Origin of the sequence: Colwellia sp. MB02u-14, from assembly GCF_014076915.1 — a bacterium.
Lineage (GTDB): Bacteria > Pseudomonadota > Gammaproteobacteria > Enterobacterales > Alteromonadaceae > Colwellia_A.
The window spans coordinates 273,239-288,951 of sequence record NZ_JACGUX010000079.1; the positions used below are offsets into that span (position 1 = coordinate 273,239).

Genomic DNA, 15,713 nt, shown 5'->3' on the forward strand with positions numbered 1-15,713 from the left:
TATGAACAATTTAACTTTTACGGGTAACCAATATAATGGCAAGTTCAGGGGCTAAAAAACGAAAATTACCACAAGCTAAAGCTCTTGATATTTTTATATGGCAGGGTGTGAACCGCAAAGGTAAAAAGGTCAATGGTGAGCTTCCCGCAGCAAGCATGATTGAATTAAAATCTCAGCTACGCAAACAAGGTATCACCCCTGGTAAAGTAAAGAAAAAGGCAAAATCAATTTTTGGTAGTGCCAATGATAAAAAAATATTACCCGCTGACATTGCCATTATTACCCGACAAATAGCAACAATGCTGGGCGCTGGTGTTCCTTTAGTTCAAACGGTTGAAATGATTGGTAAAGGTCATAGCAATGGTAATATGCAACGATTGTTAGGAGACATCAGTAATAAACTTCAATCTGGTATTCCTTTATCTGAATGTTTACGCGACCATCCTAAATATTTTGATGACTTATATTGTGATTTAGTTAATTCTGGCGAGCAATCAGGGGCACTTGAGGCCATTTATGATCGAATTGCCACCTATAAAGAAAAAGCTGAAGCGTTAAAATCTAAAATAAAAAAAGCAATGACTTATCCTATCTCTGTTTTAGTAATAGCATTCATTGTAACCTCGATATTATTAATTTTTGTTGTGCCTGTATTTCAAGATATTTTTGCCAGTTTTGGGGCTGAACTACCCGCTTTCACGATGTTAGTCATCGCGATATCTGAATTTATGCAAGCATATTGGTATTTAGGTTTAGCGGGAATATTTATAGGCAGTTACTTTTTTAAAAAAGCCCACCTTAATAGTCAGAGTTTCAGAGATAGTATTGATAGAAAAATACTGAAAATTCCTGTTATTGGTTCGCTACTCGAAAAAGCAGCGGTTGCTCGTTACGCAAGAACACTTTCCACCACATTCGCAGCGGGTGTTCCTTTACCTGACGCCTTAGAGTCTGCAGCAGGGGCTTCGGGTAATGCAGTATTTCGTGATGCGATATTAGACATTCGTGCCGAAGTATCGTCAGGTATGCAAATGAACTTAGCAATGCGTAACTGTAATATTTTTCCTGACATGGTCATACAAATGGTCGCCATTGGCGAAGAGTCAGGCGCCGTCGATGATATGCTATCAAAAGTAGCAACTATTTATGAACAGCAAGTCGATGATGCAGTAGACTCTCTAACCAGTTTATTAGAGCCGATGATAATGGCCGTTCTCGGCGTTGTTATTGGTGGATTAATTATCGCTATGTATTTACCTATTTTTGAGATCGGTAAAATAGTTTAATTTGTCGTACTAACGGTTCCTAATAATGTTCAAATATACTATTTAACAATAACAACCAAAGGATTTATTTTGTCTGAATTCATTCAACTATTAGAAAGTAATTCATTGTTTTTTTATGGCTTAGTTTTTGTTTTATCGTTAATGATAGGCAGCTTCTTAAATGTAGTTATTTATCGTTTCCCAAAGATGCTAGAACAAGGTTGGTACTATGAGTGTCGAGAGTTTCTTGCCGACGAGCTTAAAGATTCGTCCTCAAAAGAAGTAACCACTCTGACCTTGTCAACGCCCAATTCTACCTGCCCACATTGTCAACACAGTGTTCGTGTTTACGAAAATATTCCAGTGATCAGCTGGTTGTTTTTAAGAGGAAAATGTAGCCAATGTAAAAATTTAATTTCAGTACGTTATCCGTTGATTGAGATATCCACCGCCTTATTAAGCTTAGTTATTGCTCAACAATTTGGCGTTACTCTTATTACCTGCTACGCCCTGATACTCACTTGGGGGTTAGTGGCCTTAACGATGATCGACTTTGACCATATGTTACTACCCGACCAAATTGTTTTACCTTTATTATGGATCGGATTAATAGCCAACTTATCAAATGGACTTGTGCCGATTGAAGATGCGGTTATAGGGGCAATTGCAGGTTATAGCAGCTTGTTTATTATTTTTTGGTTATTCAAATTAGCAACTGGCAAAGAAGGTATGGGGTTTGGTGACTTCAAGTTATTTGCACTCTTTGGCGCTTGGATTGGTTGGCAATTACTTCCCTTACTTATTTTAATGGCTTCAGTAGTAGGGGCGATTATCGGTATCAGTTTAATGCTTTTTAAAAATCATCAAAAAGAACAAGCAATACCATTTGGCCCCTATCTTGCGATTGCGGGGTGGATCACTCTTTTATGGGGAAACAACATATGGTCATGGTACCTTCAACAGGTATTATAATCGTATGAGCATAAATATTACTCAAAAAATCGTTATTGGTGTAACTGGTGGTATAGGTAGCGGTAAAACCACTATCGCCAATTTTTTTAGTGATCTCGGAGTCGACATTGTTGATGCCGACATAGCAGCGCGCACAGTTGTCGAGCCTGGCAGCATTGCGCTTGCTAAAATATCACATCATTTTGGTCTGCAGTGTATTCAACCTGACGGCACACTTAATCGACCTTTACTGCGTAGCCAAATATTCAGCAATGAACAAGACAAACATTGGCTAAACAATTTATTACACCCGCTAATAAGACAAACAATGCTAGAAGAAATACAGCAAAGCCAATCTCCATATTGCTTACTTGTTGCTCCGCTACTTATAGAAAATAATTTACAAGATTTAGTCGCACGTATTTTAGTGATTGATATTAAAGAATCTGAGCAAGTTAAACGAGCTGCTTCAAGAGACCCCAGTTCTGTTGATGAAATTAAGCGTATTATAGCGAGTCAAATATCAAGAGAAAAACGTCTAACATATGCAGATGATATTATAAATAATAGCGAAAGTGATTTAAGTATTATAAAAAGTGATGTCATAAGGCTTGACCAAAAATACCGAAATTTGGCATCAAATTAGTAAATTTGTACAAATTTCAGTGTTTTTGGTAAAAAAATTCGCCATTTCTGTTTGGTGTAGTTAGTATGGAAAATTAATCACCAAACTTTAGTGATGACAATAAATTAATGACAAAAATTTTATATGAACATCCGCTTAACGAACGGATACGTAACTACCTTAAACTCGAGCATTTGTTTACTCAAGCAGAAGATTGTTTGCAACGTAAGATTTCAGTGAGTCATCAGGTTTTCTTTAACGCGTTATTTGCCATTATTGATACATTAGAACGAAATGATGTGCGCGGTGATCTCATAAAAGATCTGGAAAAGTTAGAGCAAAATCTGGTTATTTGGTCACAAGCACCGGAAATCGACTCAAGTGTACTAGCTGATAACCTACAACAGACTGTAGAGCTTATTTGCCAACTAAAACCTAATACGCCGCAATGGGCTCAACTTAAGCATGATAAGTTCCTAGCGACGCTAAAACAACGCTTTGCCATGCAAGGTGGCAGTTCAAGTTTTGATTTACCACAGTTACAGTTTTGGTTACATCAAGACAGCGAAATACTCGCTGAAGATGTACAAGGTTGGCTAGCTTTGTTAGAACAAATTAAAAGCGCTTTAGCTATTATCTTAAAATTTATTCGCCAACGAGCAAATTTCAGCCAAATTGATACTGAGAGCGGTTTTTACCAAGACAATGGTGAAGGTATTTTATTACTTCGTATTAAGGTCGACCAAGCATCACTTTATTACCCAACCGTTAGTGGCAGCCGTTTACGCTACTCAATTCGGTTTATGTCACCTTGTGATAAAACCGGCCGTAAGTATTCGAACAAAGCCACTTCATTTGAATTGGCGCGCTGTTAGTATTTTTATTATTTATTTTGTATAATCACCTAACTACAGTATTTTATTACAAGCCATCATTATGCCCCTAAAAGTATCTTGCCCAACTTGCCAGAAAGAAGTTATCTGGCAACCAGAAAGTCAATTTCGTCCCTTTTGTTGTAAACGTTGCCAACTGATTGATATTGGTGAATGGGCCGATGAAGGACATAAAATTTCACAGCCATTGCAAGGTGATGTTCAATTAACCGAAGAGATGCTTGATGCACTTGAAGGTGAGTTTTTACAAAGTAATAAATTTTTTGTTGAACCTGAGTAGTGACTAGCACTTAATTTTTAATGCTTCAACAATTGCTGCATTAGCCGCAGGAAAATCTAGCTTTATTAATTCATCTAAAGTAAACCACCCTGATTGTTGCCCTTCTTGGGCGACAGGCTCTTGCTGAAAGTTGTCAACAACATAAACATCTAATCGTACTTTTTTATCACCATAGTCATGGTCGATTTTAATAAGTGGATAGCAACTAAGAATATCTATCGCAATCTCTTCCTGTAATTCTCTATGCAAAGCTTGAGCGACTGTTTCATCTTTCTCTACTTTACCACCTGGAAACTCCCATTTTCCGCCTTGATGTGCGCTATCAAGACGCTTAGTCAAAAAATACTCCTGATCTCGAACAATAACACCTACAGCAACATGCACAATTTTTTGCATTTTATTCCCTAAATCTTTTCAATTAAACGATTAATCCCCACATTTGTTCTATCGGTAAATACAAATTTATAAATACAGTGACAGATGGATATATGCAATAGATTTGGCCAAAAAAAACGCCAGTTAATAACTGGCGTTTTATCATATCAACAGACAATAACGACTATGTTAATTTACCGTGACATTGCTTATACTTTTTCTTTGAACCACAAGGACAAGGCTCATTACGACCAACACGAGGCATTTCTGGTTTACTTTCTGCATTACTTACTGATTCATGCTTATATTCTTTAGGTACATCTTCAGCTTTACGATGTTGCTCTTCAACAGCTTCAACATCAGATTCGGCACGAATTTTAACTTTGCTTAGAATGCTAATAACATCGTATTTTAGGCTTTCTAATAATTCACCAAACAACTCAAAAGATTCACGCTTAAACTCTTGTTTAGGGTTTTTCTGTGCATAGCCGCGTAAATGTATACCTTGGCGTAAATGGTCCATCGCCGCTAAATGTTCTTTCCAATGTGAATCTAAGCTTTGCAGCATAACTGCTTTTTCAAATTGGCGAATAACATCAGCACCAACTTGTTCTTCTTTCTCAGTGTAATTGGTTTCAACTTCTGCGAGCAGTTTTTCACGTAAGGTTTCTTCGTGTAACTTACTGTCTTCTTCAAGCCATTTTGCAATAGGGAACTCTAATGATAACTCACCTTTAAAACGCTCTTCTAAACCTGAAATATCCCACATTTCTTCCATAGATTGCTTCGGAATATGCTGGTTTATAATACCTGTTATAACGTCCGTACGAATATTTTTGATCACATCAGCAATATCTGCTTCGTCCATTAATTCATTACGCTGTTCATAAATAACTTGGCGTTGATCATTAGAAACGTCATCAAACTCAAGCAACTGTTTGCGAATATCGAAGTTACGACCTTCTACTTTACGTTGAGCATTTTCAATACTGCGAGTCACCCATGGATGTTCAATGGCTTCGCCATGTTCCATTCCTAATTTACGCATCATATTAGAAATACGCTCTGAAGCGAAAATTCGCATCAAGGCATCTTCCATTGATAAGTAAAAGCGTGTTGAACCGGCATCACCTTGACGACCTGAACGACCACGTAATTGATTATCGATACGGCGAGATTCATGACGTTCAGTTGCTACAATGTGTAAACCGCCTAGCTCTAATACTTTATTGTGCTGTACTATCCATTCTTCTTTCGCTTTAGCGATGCTTTCTTTACTTTGATCTTTTAATTTAGCAACAATCGCATCAAAATTTCCACCTAATACAATATCAGTACCACGACCAGCCATATTAGTTGCTATCGTTACCGCCCCCACTTTACCGGCGTCAGCTACAATCTCAGCTTCTTGCTGGTGAAACTTAGCATTCAATACTTTATGCTTAATTTTTGCTTTCTTTAAGAAATCAGATAAAAACTCAGATGTTTCAATGCTAATCGTTCCAACAAGCACAGGTTGTCCGCGTTTAACACAATCTTTAATATCTTCTAAAATTGCTTCAAATTTTTCTTCGCCAGTTAAATAGATTAAATCGGCTAAATCTTTACGGATCATCGGTTGATTCGTTGGAATAACAACAGTCTCTAAACCATAAATATGATTAAACTCAAATGCTTCAGTATCAGCTGTACCTGTCATTCCTGATAATTTTTCGTAGATACGGAAAAAGTTTTGGAAAGTAATTGAAGCTAAGGTTTGATTTTCGTTTTGAATATTCACCCCTTCTTTTGCTTCAACGGCTTGGTGTAAACCTTCAGACCATCGACGACCTTCCATTGTACGGCCAGTATGTTCATCAACAATAACGATTTCGTCATCTTTAACAATATAGTCAACATCTTTCTGAAAAAGCTTATGGGCACGTAATGCCGCCATAACATGATGTAATAATGTTATATTGGTTGCAGAAAACAAAGAGTCTCCATCTTGAATAAGACCTTTCTCATTCATGATTTCTTCGATTCTTATTTGGCCATGTTCCGTTAAATAGATTTGTTTAGATTTTTCATCAATCGTGAAGTCACCTTCAACGAAGTCTTTCGATTGACCTGTATCTTTGTCTTTATCTTCTTCACTTTGCAGCACTAACGTTGGCACAACTACATTTATTTGGCGATAAAGTTCAGAGCTATCTTCCGCTTGACCCGAAATAATCAATGGTGTTCTAGCTTCATCAATAAGGATTGAATCGACTTCATCAATAACAGCAAAATTTAATGGCTTTTGAGTACGCTCTTCAGGCGAAAAGGCCATGTTGTCACGTAAGTAGTCAAAACCAAATTCGTTGTTTGTTCCATAAGTTACATCTGAATTATACGCAGCTTGCTTTTCAGCAGGCGCTAAACCAGCAATGTTGCAGCCTACCGTCATATCTAAAAATTCAAATAATGGTCGACACCAATCAGCATCTCGTGTTGCAAGGTAGTCGTTCACGGTAATTACGTGAACACCCTTACCAGTTAATGCATTGAGGTAAGAAGGAAGTGTTGCGGTAAGCGTTTTACCTTCACCCGTTCGCATCTCAGCAATTTTCCCGTCATTGAGTACCATTGCACCTATCATTTGTACATCAAAGTGGCGCATACCAAAGACACGTTTACTGGCTTCACGTACGACAGCAAATGCTTCTGGTAAGATACTTGAAAGTGATTCTTCGTTGGCTAAACGCTCTTTAAATTCTGCGGTTTTTGCTTTTAGTTCTTCGTCAGACAGAGCTTCAAGTACAGGCTCTAGGGCGTTTATTTTTAAAACTTCTTTATTCATTTGTTTAATTAATCGATCATTACGACTACCAAACATTTTTGTCATTAACTTTACAAACATCTTGTTAAACCATATAGCTATTAGAAGAAACTCTTCCACTGAAAATAAGGTGACCATTGATGATCACATAAATTGTTTTTATTTTGCTTTTCTATACACGAACTTTATTGGATCTATTTGTGCATTATTACGTAAAATTTCGTAATGGATATGAGGTCCTGTCGAGCGCCCCGTACTGCCCATACGTGCAATAATTTGTCCTTTGCTTACCACTTCTCCTACTTTAACTAATAATTCTTTGTTATGACCATAACGAGTTTTTAACCCTTTACCATGATTAATCTCGATAAGCTTCCCGTATCCGTAGCGGTCGCTTGCCCATGTAACAACCCCCGAACCCGTCGTTATTATAGCGGTACCTTCTTTACCTGCGAAGTCTAAGCCCTTATGTACTGCTGCTTTACCACTAAAAGGGTCTTTGCGCACGCCATAATATGAAGAAAGCCAACCACCTTTTATTGGTCGACCAGATAAATAACTCGTATTTTCTATATGGTGACCCAAAGTCACAGATTCAAGCGTGGTCAATTGATTTTCTTCATGTTGTAAACTTTCTTCTAATACTGATATTTCAATCAGCATCTCTGCCAATGTTTTTTTATGGCTAGTTTGACTTTGTAACATTGGACCACCGGAGGGTGGTAATTGTTGAAAATTAAATTCATTTTCTGGGATCGATGCTTCACTCGCTAGCCGATCACCTAGTGCATTTAATCGTAATACTTGGCTTTGAAGTTCAGCAAGTTTCATGGTTAATGCCATTAATTGTGGTTCACTTAACTGATTAGGATTTATTTTAGCGGGTGAGTTGATCGCAAAAGGTACCGTTTGAGGTACATCATTAGCAGAAAAAAGTAAATGAATCACAAAACCTGAAATTAGTGCAAAAACAGCCATCGCAGACAACCAATGCAACTTATTCAGTGTCATTGAAAATCTAACGTTCTTTCCACGATATAGTAGTGTTAAACTCATATTTCTTAAATACTATTCCAAAGTAGAGTGGTTAATGGCACGGAAAACAAGAAAACCTTCAGATATGTCAGAGCTCTTTCAATCATCGAAAGGCACTTTGGCACAAATAGCGGCAAAAACCAACTCTTTAACTATCTTGTCAGACATTGTACGCCAAACATGCCCTGACCTGCCAGCAGATGTCTGGCATATTGCCAATTTTAAGCAAAATTTTTTAGTGATTGAAGTCACTTCTGCCGTTTGGAGCCAACGATTACAGTTTGAGCGAATGAATATTTGTCGAAAACTCGCTGTTGCCACTGACAATGCTTATAATCAAATTGAAATTAAAGTATCACCTTACCGTAATAAGGTTGTATATCAATCTGAAGAAAAACCTGCAGAGCCTTTACATATCTCTCAAAATACCGCGAATCAATTACTTGCGATTGCCAAAAATGCCCCTGAGAGTTTAAAGAAAAAACTAGAAAAATTAGCAAAGCACGCTGAAAAAATTAAATAAGATAATTTTCCACTCTAGTCATATTAAGACCACTTATTTTGAAATAAAAAACCAGTCATTCGACTGGTTTTTTTGTATTCATCGTAAGAAATATTAATTAAAAAGCGGCAGCTGTCACTTCTTGATATTGAATAGGAGACGGTGTTTCGTCTTCATAAGTCACCCATTCCCAACTTTCTTTTTGTTTAAACACTTCTCTTAACAGCAAATTATTTAAGCCATGTCCAGATTTAAAGGCGTTTAACTCGCCTAAAATGCTATGGCCACACATGTATAAGTCGCCAATAGCATCAAGTATTTTGTGTTTAACAAATTCATCATCATAGCGCAGCTCATCTTTATTAAGCATGCGATATTCGTCAAGTACGATAGCATTTTCTAAACTGCCACCTAACGCTAAATTGTGTGAGCGGAGTAACTCGATATCACTCATAAAGCCAAAGGTTCGTGCTCGGCTAATTTCTTTAATAAATGAGCAGCTTGATAAATCCATGCTCATGGTCTGACATGTTTTTGAAATAACTGGGTGCTCAAATTCGATAGCAAAGTTGATCTTAAAACCATGGTGAGGTTTTAACTCTGCCCATTTGTCACCTTCTTCAACACGGACTGTTTTCTTTATGCGAATAAAACGTTTTGCTACTGCTAATGTTTTGATGCCTACCGACTGTATTAAATAGACAAACGGTAATGCACTACCGTCCATAATTGGGATTTCAGGAGAGTCAATTTCAACAATCAAATTGTCAATCCCTAAACCTGCGGCAGCCGATAACAAGTGTTCGACGGTGGAAATCTTGACACCTTGCTCATTGACCAAGCACGTACACAAAGTTGTCTCACCCACAGCTTCAGGCGTTGCTGAAATTTCAACAATCGGATCTAAATCTATGCGGCGAAAAACAATGCCGGTATTTGCCGGCGCAGGACGGAGAGTCAACTGCACCTTTTCACCTTTGTGCAAACCAACACCAACGGCGGTTACACTGTCTTTTAATGTACGTTGTTTAATCATAAATGCCTTATTAAGCTTTTACTCACCTTGAAATGCACCGTCCACTTTTGACGGGCGCACAATATAGCAGAAAAACATAACAAAATCAAAATATCAGCTTTTAGCTTTATTTTATTTTACACATAACTGTTCAACCAGTAATGTTCTGATAACAAGTCAATGGAATAATAATAGACCTGGTGATCACAACTTTTATTCACTCATTGCACAAATAAGCCTTTTGATTAATCCGCTTGCTTACGTAAAAATGCAGGAATATCTAAATAGTTTTCGATATCGGCTGCAGTTTGTACTTGTGCGTTACTATCTTGCATAGTTATGGGTGCTGGATTTACTTCTGCCTGTGGACTAGCAATATAGTCTTGTCCAACAGCAATAGGTGCCATTGAAGGTGCAGGATTTACCAACGTTATATCTGGCTTACGATCTGCACCAATACCCGTAGCAACGACGGTTACTCGCAGTTCATTACTCATTTCAGGATCAATAACCGCACCGACAACAACAGTTGCATTTTCTGATGCAAAAGCTTTGACGGCATTACCCACTGTTTCAAATTCGTCAATACTGATGTCCATGCCAGCAGTAATGTTAACCAAAATACCACGGGCACCGGCTAAGTCTACATCTTCAAGTAACGGACTAGAAATGGCAGCTTCTGCAGCTTCTTCAGCTCGGTCTTCACCTGATGCTGTACCTGAGCCCATCATCGCAGTCCCCATTTCTGACATAACGGTGCGTACATCGGCAAAATCGACGTTAATTAGGCCTGGGCGTGTAATAAGCTCAGCAATACCCTGTACAGCGCCTAATAATACGTTGTTAGCGGCTTTAAAAGCGTCAAGTAATGATGTGCCAGGGCCTAAGACTTTTAATAGCTTTTCATTGGGAATGGTAATTAACGAGTCAACACTTTTTGACAATAACTCAATACCTTGATCCGCATAATTCATCCGCTTTTTGCCTTCAAATGGAAACGGCTTAGTGACAACAGCCACTGTTAATATACCCATTTCTTTTGCTATTTCAGCAACAACTGGAGCAGCGCCTGTTCCTGTACCACCACCCATACCCGCGGCAATAAATATCATATCAGCACCTTGCAAGGTCTCTCTGATCGTTTCTCTGTCTTCTTCAGCACTTCGACGACCAATTTCAGGATTGGCACCAGCACCTAAACCTTTAGTGACGTCAGCGCCAAGCTGCAAAGTAACATTGGCTGCTGAATTACGTAAAGCTTGTGAATCTGTATTTGCAGTAATAAATTCAACACCTTCAATAGTTTGGCAAACCATGTGTTCAACTGCGTTACCGCCACCGCCACCAACACCAATGACTTTAATTACTGCTTCTTCGTTATGATCTTCCATTAGTTCAAACATTTAATACTCTCCGATTTCTATTAGGTTTTGTTCCACCAAAACACGATTTACTTATTAACTTTTACTTAGCTCTTTAGGACTGTTATAAAAGTATCTTTACCATTCTTTTACTAGTTGCCATGGTAAGCGTTTAAAACTCACCTTTAAACCAGGCTAAAATTCGTGAGGTAATGCTAGCAATACCTTCACTTTTATTACCCTGTGTACTTTGCTGTTCATTTGCTTGCATACCGTAATGCAATAAACCGACAACCGTTGAATATGTTGAATCATCAACGTATTCTTTTAAACCACTCATACCTTTAGGTTTAGCAACACGTACCGGCATTTGAAACACTTCTTCAGCGAATTCAACAACACCTTCCATTTTAGCTGTACCACCTGTTAATACATAACCCGCCGCTATTTGATCTTCTAAGCCTGCTTCACGTAATTCTTCTTGAATAAGCTCAAAAAGCTCTTGATAACGAGGCTCTACGACTTCTGCTAACGTATGACGAGACATTGATCGAGCAGGACGACCACCAACACTTGGCACTTCGATATTCTCCTCCATACTCACCATTTGACGAAGCGCACAAGCGTACTGCACCTTAATGTCTTCAGCGTGGCTTAATGGCGTTCTAAAAATTTTGGCAATATCGCTGGTTACCTGATTACCCGCCACAGGAATAACCGCGGTATGTCTTAAAGCCCCGCCGGCAAATACAGCGATGTCCATCGTGCCTGCACCCATATCGACCACACAAATACCGAGTTCTTTTTCATCATCCGTTAATACAGCATAGCTAGAGGCTAACGCTGAAAAAATCAGTTGGTCAGCTTTTACTTCACAGCGCTCGACACATTTAACAATATTTTTTGCCATATCGTTTGCGCAAGTAACAATATGCACTTTTGCTTCCATACGCACACCTGACATGCCGATAGGACTTTTTATCCCGTCTTGACAGTCGATGCTAAATTCTTGTGGTAGCACATGCAACATGCGCCGTTCAGCTGAAATAGGCACAGAACGTGCGGTATGTATTACGTTATCAACATCTTCTTGAATAACTTCTTTGTCGTTAATTGGCACCATACCGTTTTCATTTTGACAACTGATATGCTTACCTGAAATGCCTAAATATACCGAACTAATTTGGCAGTCAGCCATTAATTCTGCTTCATTGATGGCACGCTGAATTGATTGAATAACTAAATTCAAATCATTAACACCCCCTTTATCCATACCACGAGCAGGCTGATTCCCAACACCTACGATGCTTAATTGATTGTCTGGTGTTATTTCACCCACAGCAACAGATATTTTCGACGTTCCTATATCTAATCCTACTACTAGGTTTCTTTCGTTTACTTTTGACATTAAAGTTAAGCTCTTTGTTTTTTCTCTGCGGTTTTCCAACCAACAGCGAGTCCAGTGTCATAACGTAAATCAACATAATCTACTTGCTGATTTTCTTTTTTTGTTTTTATTATTTGTGGATAAATATCCATAAAACGTTGTACCCGCTCAATCTTGTTTTCTCGGCCTAAATTGAGCGTTATGCCGTTATTAAGCGTTAACTGCCAAGAGTGACGCTCAGTAAGCAGCAGTTCATCAATTGATAAATCACTGAATCTCAGTAACTTACTTAAATTAACAAAGTTATCTAATGCAAGATTTTCACTACCTTCTGGGCCAAAAAATGCAGGTAACGCAGACAGTAATCGTGATGTATCTGCTTGAAATGCTTTACCGTATTCATTGATCAGAAAATCTTCATTCCACAAAGCAATCGGCGTTTGATCAACAACATAAATTTTCAGCTCATTAGGCCATTTTTTTCGTACAGAAACTGAGTACACCCAAGGTAGTTCAGCCACTTTTTGTTGTACATCGTTAACATCAACGTTAAAAAAGTTACCTAAATTGACGCTTTCAATAGCGTTTTCTATATCTTGTCTAATAGTGAATGGCATCTCGCCACCGATAACAATAGAGGTCACCGGAGTTGATTCTTCAGATGACATCTTATTATTTAAAAACCAACTGAAGGAAATAATAGCGACTATCACCAGCACAAAAAATGTTACACCTAGCCAAAATGACCAGTGTAATTTTTCTTGCTGCGCTGCCATTGATGGTGCCAATGACGTTTGATTATGGCTATTTTTTGTCATTATTTATTGACCAGTGGTCCTGTACTTATTTCAACTATTTTTGTTACCAGTTCACTAAAACTTAAACCATGTACTTTTGCTGATTTAGGCACAAGTGATGTTTCTGTCATGCCTGGTACCGTATTTACTTCAAGTAACTGCCATTGATTTTTATTATTTCGCATAACATCGACACGACCCCAACCTTTTGCTCCCGTTGCTTTAAATGCTTTAAGCGCTAAAGCTTGCAGTGAGTGCTCATCTTCCTCACTCAAACCCGCGGGGCAATGATATTGCGTTGTGGTTGATTGATATTTTGCTTCATAATCATAGAATTCACGGGGTGTTTCCATATGAATAGCCGGTAGAGCCTCTTCACCTAAAATAGCCACGGTATATTCCGGGCCATTGATCCATGCTTCTACTAAAATTTGTTCATCGTATTCAAAAGCAGCCGTTAGTGCTTGGTGTAACTCATTAGCGGTTTGCGCTTTAGCCATACCAATACTCGAGCCTTCGTTCGCCGGCTTAACCATCACCATCCCACCGAGTGCATCAAGGATATTGTGCGCTTGAGTTTCTTGATAATCATTTTTTTCCACAATAGCAAAAGCGGCGGTAGGTAAACCATGAGCTTGAAAAATTTGCTTACTACGAATTTTATCCATCGATAATGCCGATCCTAAAACATCAGAACCAGTGTATGGAATACCCATATACTGCAAAGCACCCTGCACGCACCCATCTTCGCCACCTCGACCATGTAAGGCGATAAACACACGATCAATATTACGCGTTGTTAAATCAGTTAAACAAAAACCTTTTGTGTCAATAAGCTCAACGTCAAAACCTGCTTGTCGTAAGCCACCTGCAATGGCTTGTCCAGAATTAAGTGAAACGTCTCGTTCTGCTGAATCTCCGCCATATAAAACCGCCAATCGTTGGTCTTTAAGTGCTTTCACTTTTCAGTCCCTTTTAAGTCAACATTTAATAACGGATTTTTAATGATTTTTCGTGCAATGACGCCAATCGTTCCAGCCCCTTGTGTGATCACCATATCGCCATCTTGCAGTTGCGCGTGCAATAACTCGGCTAACTTTTCAGCATCGCTGACATAAATAGGCTCAATTTGACCACGTTGGCGAATACTTCGAGCTAAACTTTTACTGTCAGCACTGATGATAGGTGTTTCACCAGCGGCGTAAACATCAAGTAAAAATAAGCAGTCAACTTCAGATAACACTTCAACAAAATCTTCATACAAATCACGAGTACGAGAATAACGATGTGGCTCAAAAACCATCACTAAACGCTTTTCAGGCCAGCCGTTCCTCATCGCTTTAATGGTTGCTTTGACTTCTCGAGGGTGATGTCCATAATCATCAACTAAAACCATTTCACCTTTATCGGTTGCTAAATTAGCAAGCTGTTCGAAACGTCTACCAATACCCGCAAATTTTTCTAAAGCACTAACAATAGCCTCGTCTGCTACACCTTCATCGGTCGCAACGGCAATACTCGCTAAGGCATTGAGCACATTATGCTCACCGGGTAAGTTTACGGACATATCGATATCAGCAAAGCCTTCACGTTGCACGGTAAAATGACTAACTCCACCATTTTGTTGAAATTCTTTCGCGCGCACATCGGCATCTTCACTAAAGCCATAAGTAATTACTTGGCGACTCATTCGTGGTAATAATTCGCGCACTACCGGGTTATCAAGACAAACGACTGCTAAACCGTAAAACGGTAAGTTATGTAAAAACTCAATATAAGTATCTTTAAGTTTTTCAAAATCACCTTGGTAAGTTTCCATGTGATCTTCGTCAATATTGGTGATCACGGAAACCATCGGTTGAAGGTGTAAAAATGATGCGTCACTTTCATCAGCTTCAGCAATTAAGTAGCGACTGGTGCCTAAACGTGCATTGGTACCCGCACTGTTCAATAGACCGCCAATCACAAATGTTGGGTCTAAGTCACCTTCAGCAAAAATACTCGCGATTAAACTTGTTGTTGTTGTTTTTCCATGAGTACCCGCAATGGCAACACCATGTCGAAAACGCATCAATTCGGCTAACATTTCAGCACGGCGTACTACTGGAATACGTAATTTTTGTGCGTTCAACAATTCTGGATTGTTAGCGTTAATTGCGGTTGAAACAACAATAACGCTAGCGCCAATGATATTGTCTTCACCGTGGCCTATAGTAATCTTCGCACCTAAGGCTATAAGACGGGTAACTACTTGGTTTTCACCAATATCAGAACCGGTAATTTGATAACCTTCATTTAACAATACTTCAGCAATACCTCCCATACCTGCTCCGCCTATACCGACAAAGTGAATACACTTTACTCGTCGCATTTCAGGTATTTTCATCGGTGAGGTGTTATTGGCAATTTTGTTTTTCATTACAT

General features: G+C 38.7%; 15 protein-coding genes. 6 read left to right on the forward strand and 9 right to left on the reverse strand.

The features are described from left to right. Nucleotides 1-35 precede the first annotated feature (35 nt). From H4J52_RS11565 to yacG, 5 genes are all read left to right on the forward strand, one after another. Nucleotides 36-1,286 carry a type II secretion system F family protein gene (locus H4J52_RS11565; RefSeq protein ID WP_182177099.1) on the forward strand — a complete coding sequence of 417 codons (1,251 nt, stop codon included), beginning with the start codon at nt 36-38 and terminating at the stop codon, nt 1,284-1,286. A gap of 69 nt (nt 1,287-1,355) precedes the next feature. After that, a complete protein-coding gene (locus tag H4J52_RS11570) occupies nt 1,356-2,237 on the forward strand; it encodes an A24 family peptidase (RefSeq protein ID WP_259366604.1) in 882 nt (293 codons plus the stop codon). A 4-nt stretch (nt 2,238-2,241) separates the two neighbouring features. Further along, nucleotides 2,242-2,862: a dephospho-CoA kinase gene (gene coaE / locus H4J52_RS11575; protein WP_182177100.1), complete on the forward strand. Its 621-nt coding sequence runs from the start codon at nt 2,242-2,244 to the stop codon at nt 2,860-2,862. A 107-nt stretch (nt 2,863-2,969) separates the two neighbouring features. Further along, nucleotides 2,970-3,716 (forward strand): cell division protein ZapD, encoded by a 747-nt coding sequence (zapD, locus tag H4J52_RS11580; protein ID WP_182177101.1) that lies wholly within the window; start codon nt 2,970-2,972, stop codon nt 3,714-3,716. 61 nt (nt 3,717-3,777) lie between these two features. Further along, nucleotides 3,778-4,014 carry a DNA gyrase inhibitor YacG gene (yacG, locus tag H4J52_RS11585; protein ID WP_182177102.1) on the forward strand — a complete coding sequence of 79 codons (237 nt, stop codon included), beginning with the start codon at nt 3,778-3,780 and terminating at the stop codon, nt 4,012-4,014. 3 nt (nt 4,015-4,017) lie between these two features. Here the strand turns inward: yacG and mutT are convergent, their stop codons facing one another. From mutT to H4J52_RS11600, 3 genes are all read right to left on the reverse strand, one after another. Beyond that, nucleotides 4,018-4,410: an 8-oxo-dGTP diphosphatase MutT gene (gene mutT / locus H4J52_RS11590; protein WP_182177103.1), complete on the reverse strand. Its 393-nt coding sequence runs from the start codon at nt 4,408-4,410 to the stop codon at nt 4,018-4,020. Nucleotides 4,411-4,573: 163 nt separating this feature from the next. Then, nucleotides 4,574-7,273 carry a preprotein translocase subunit SecA gene (gene secA / locus H4J52_RS11595; protein WP_182177104.1) on the reverse strand — a complete coding sequence of 900 codons (2,700 nt, stop codon included), beginning with the start codon at nt 7,271-7,273 and terminating at the stop codon, nt 4,574-4,576. Nucleotides 7,274-7,351: 78 nt separating this feature from the next. Next, nucleotides 7,352-8,203, reverse strand: a complete 852-nt coding sequence (locus H4J52_RS11600; RefSeq protein WP_259366603.1) for a M23 family metallopeptidase — start codon at nt 8,201-8,203, stop codon at nt 7,352-7,354. A 79-nt stretch (nt 8,204-8,282) separates the two neighbouring features. Between H4J52_RS11600 and H4J52_RS11605 the strand changes: the two genes are divergently transcribed. Further along, complete coding sequence (locus H4J52_RS11605) at nt 8,283-8,750, forward strand: DUF721 domain-containing protein (protein WP_182177106.1); 468 nt, start codon at nt 8,283-8,285, stop codon at nt 8,748-8,750. Nucleotides 8,751-8,847: 97 nt separating this feature from the next. Here the strand turns inward: H4J52_RS11605 and lpxC are convergent, their stop codons facing one another. The 6 genes from lpxC to murC form a co-directional block, all read right to left on the reverse strand. Continuing rightward, nucleotides 8,848-9,765 carry a UDP-3-O-acyl-N-acetylglucosamine deacetylase gene (lpxC, locus tag H4J52_RS11610; RefSeq protein WP_182177107.1) on the reverse strand — a complete coding sequence of 306 codons (918 nt, stop codon included), beginning with the start codon at nt 9,763-9,765 and terminating at the stop codon, nt 8,848-8,850. A gap of 224 nt (nt 9,766-9,989) precedes the next feature. Continuing rightward, on the reverse strand, nt 9,990-11,147 hold the full coding sequence (gene ftsZ, locus H4J52_RS11615; protein ID WP_182177108.1) for a cell division protein FtsZ: 1,158 nt from the start codon (nt 11,145-11,147) through the stop codon (nt 9,990-9,992). 130 nt (nt 11,148-11,277) lie between these two features. After that, nucleotides 11,278-12,513 carry a cell division protein FtsA gene (gene ftsA / locus H4J52_RS11620; RefSeq protein WP_182177109.1) on the reverse strand — a complete coding sequence of 412 codons (1,236 nt, stop codon included), beginning with the start codon at nt 12,511-12,513 and terminating at the stop codon, nt 11,278-11,280. Nucleotides 12,514-12,518: 5 nt separating this feature from the next. Continuing rightward, nucleotides 12,519-13,310, reverse strand: coding sequence for a cell division protein FtsQ/DivIB (locus H4J52_RS11625; RefSeq protein ID WP_182177110.1), 792 nt, complete (start codon nt 13,308-13,310; stop codon nt 12,519-12,521). After that, a complete protein-coding gene (locus tag H4J52_RS11630) occupies nt 13,310-14,251 on the reverse strand; it encodes a D-alanine--D-alanine ligase (protein WP_182177111.1) in 942 nt (313 codons plus the stop codon). The genes H4J52_RS11625 and H4J52_RS11630 overlap by 1 nt, the downstream gene beginning before the upstream one ends. Beyond that, nucleotides 14,248-15,708 carry a UDP-N-acetylmuramate--L-alanine ligase gene (gene murC / locus H4J52_RS11635; RefSeq protein WP_182177112.1) on the reverse strand — a complete coding sequence of 487 codons (1,461 nt, stop codon included), beginning with the start codon at nt 15,706-15,708 and terminating at the stop codon, nt 14,248-14,250. Before murC ends, H4J52_RS11630 begins: the two co-directional genes overlap by 4 nt. Between the last annotated feature and the right edge of the window lie 5 nt (nt 15,709-15,713).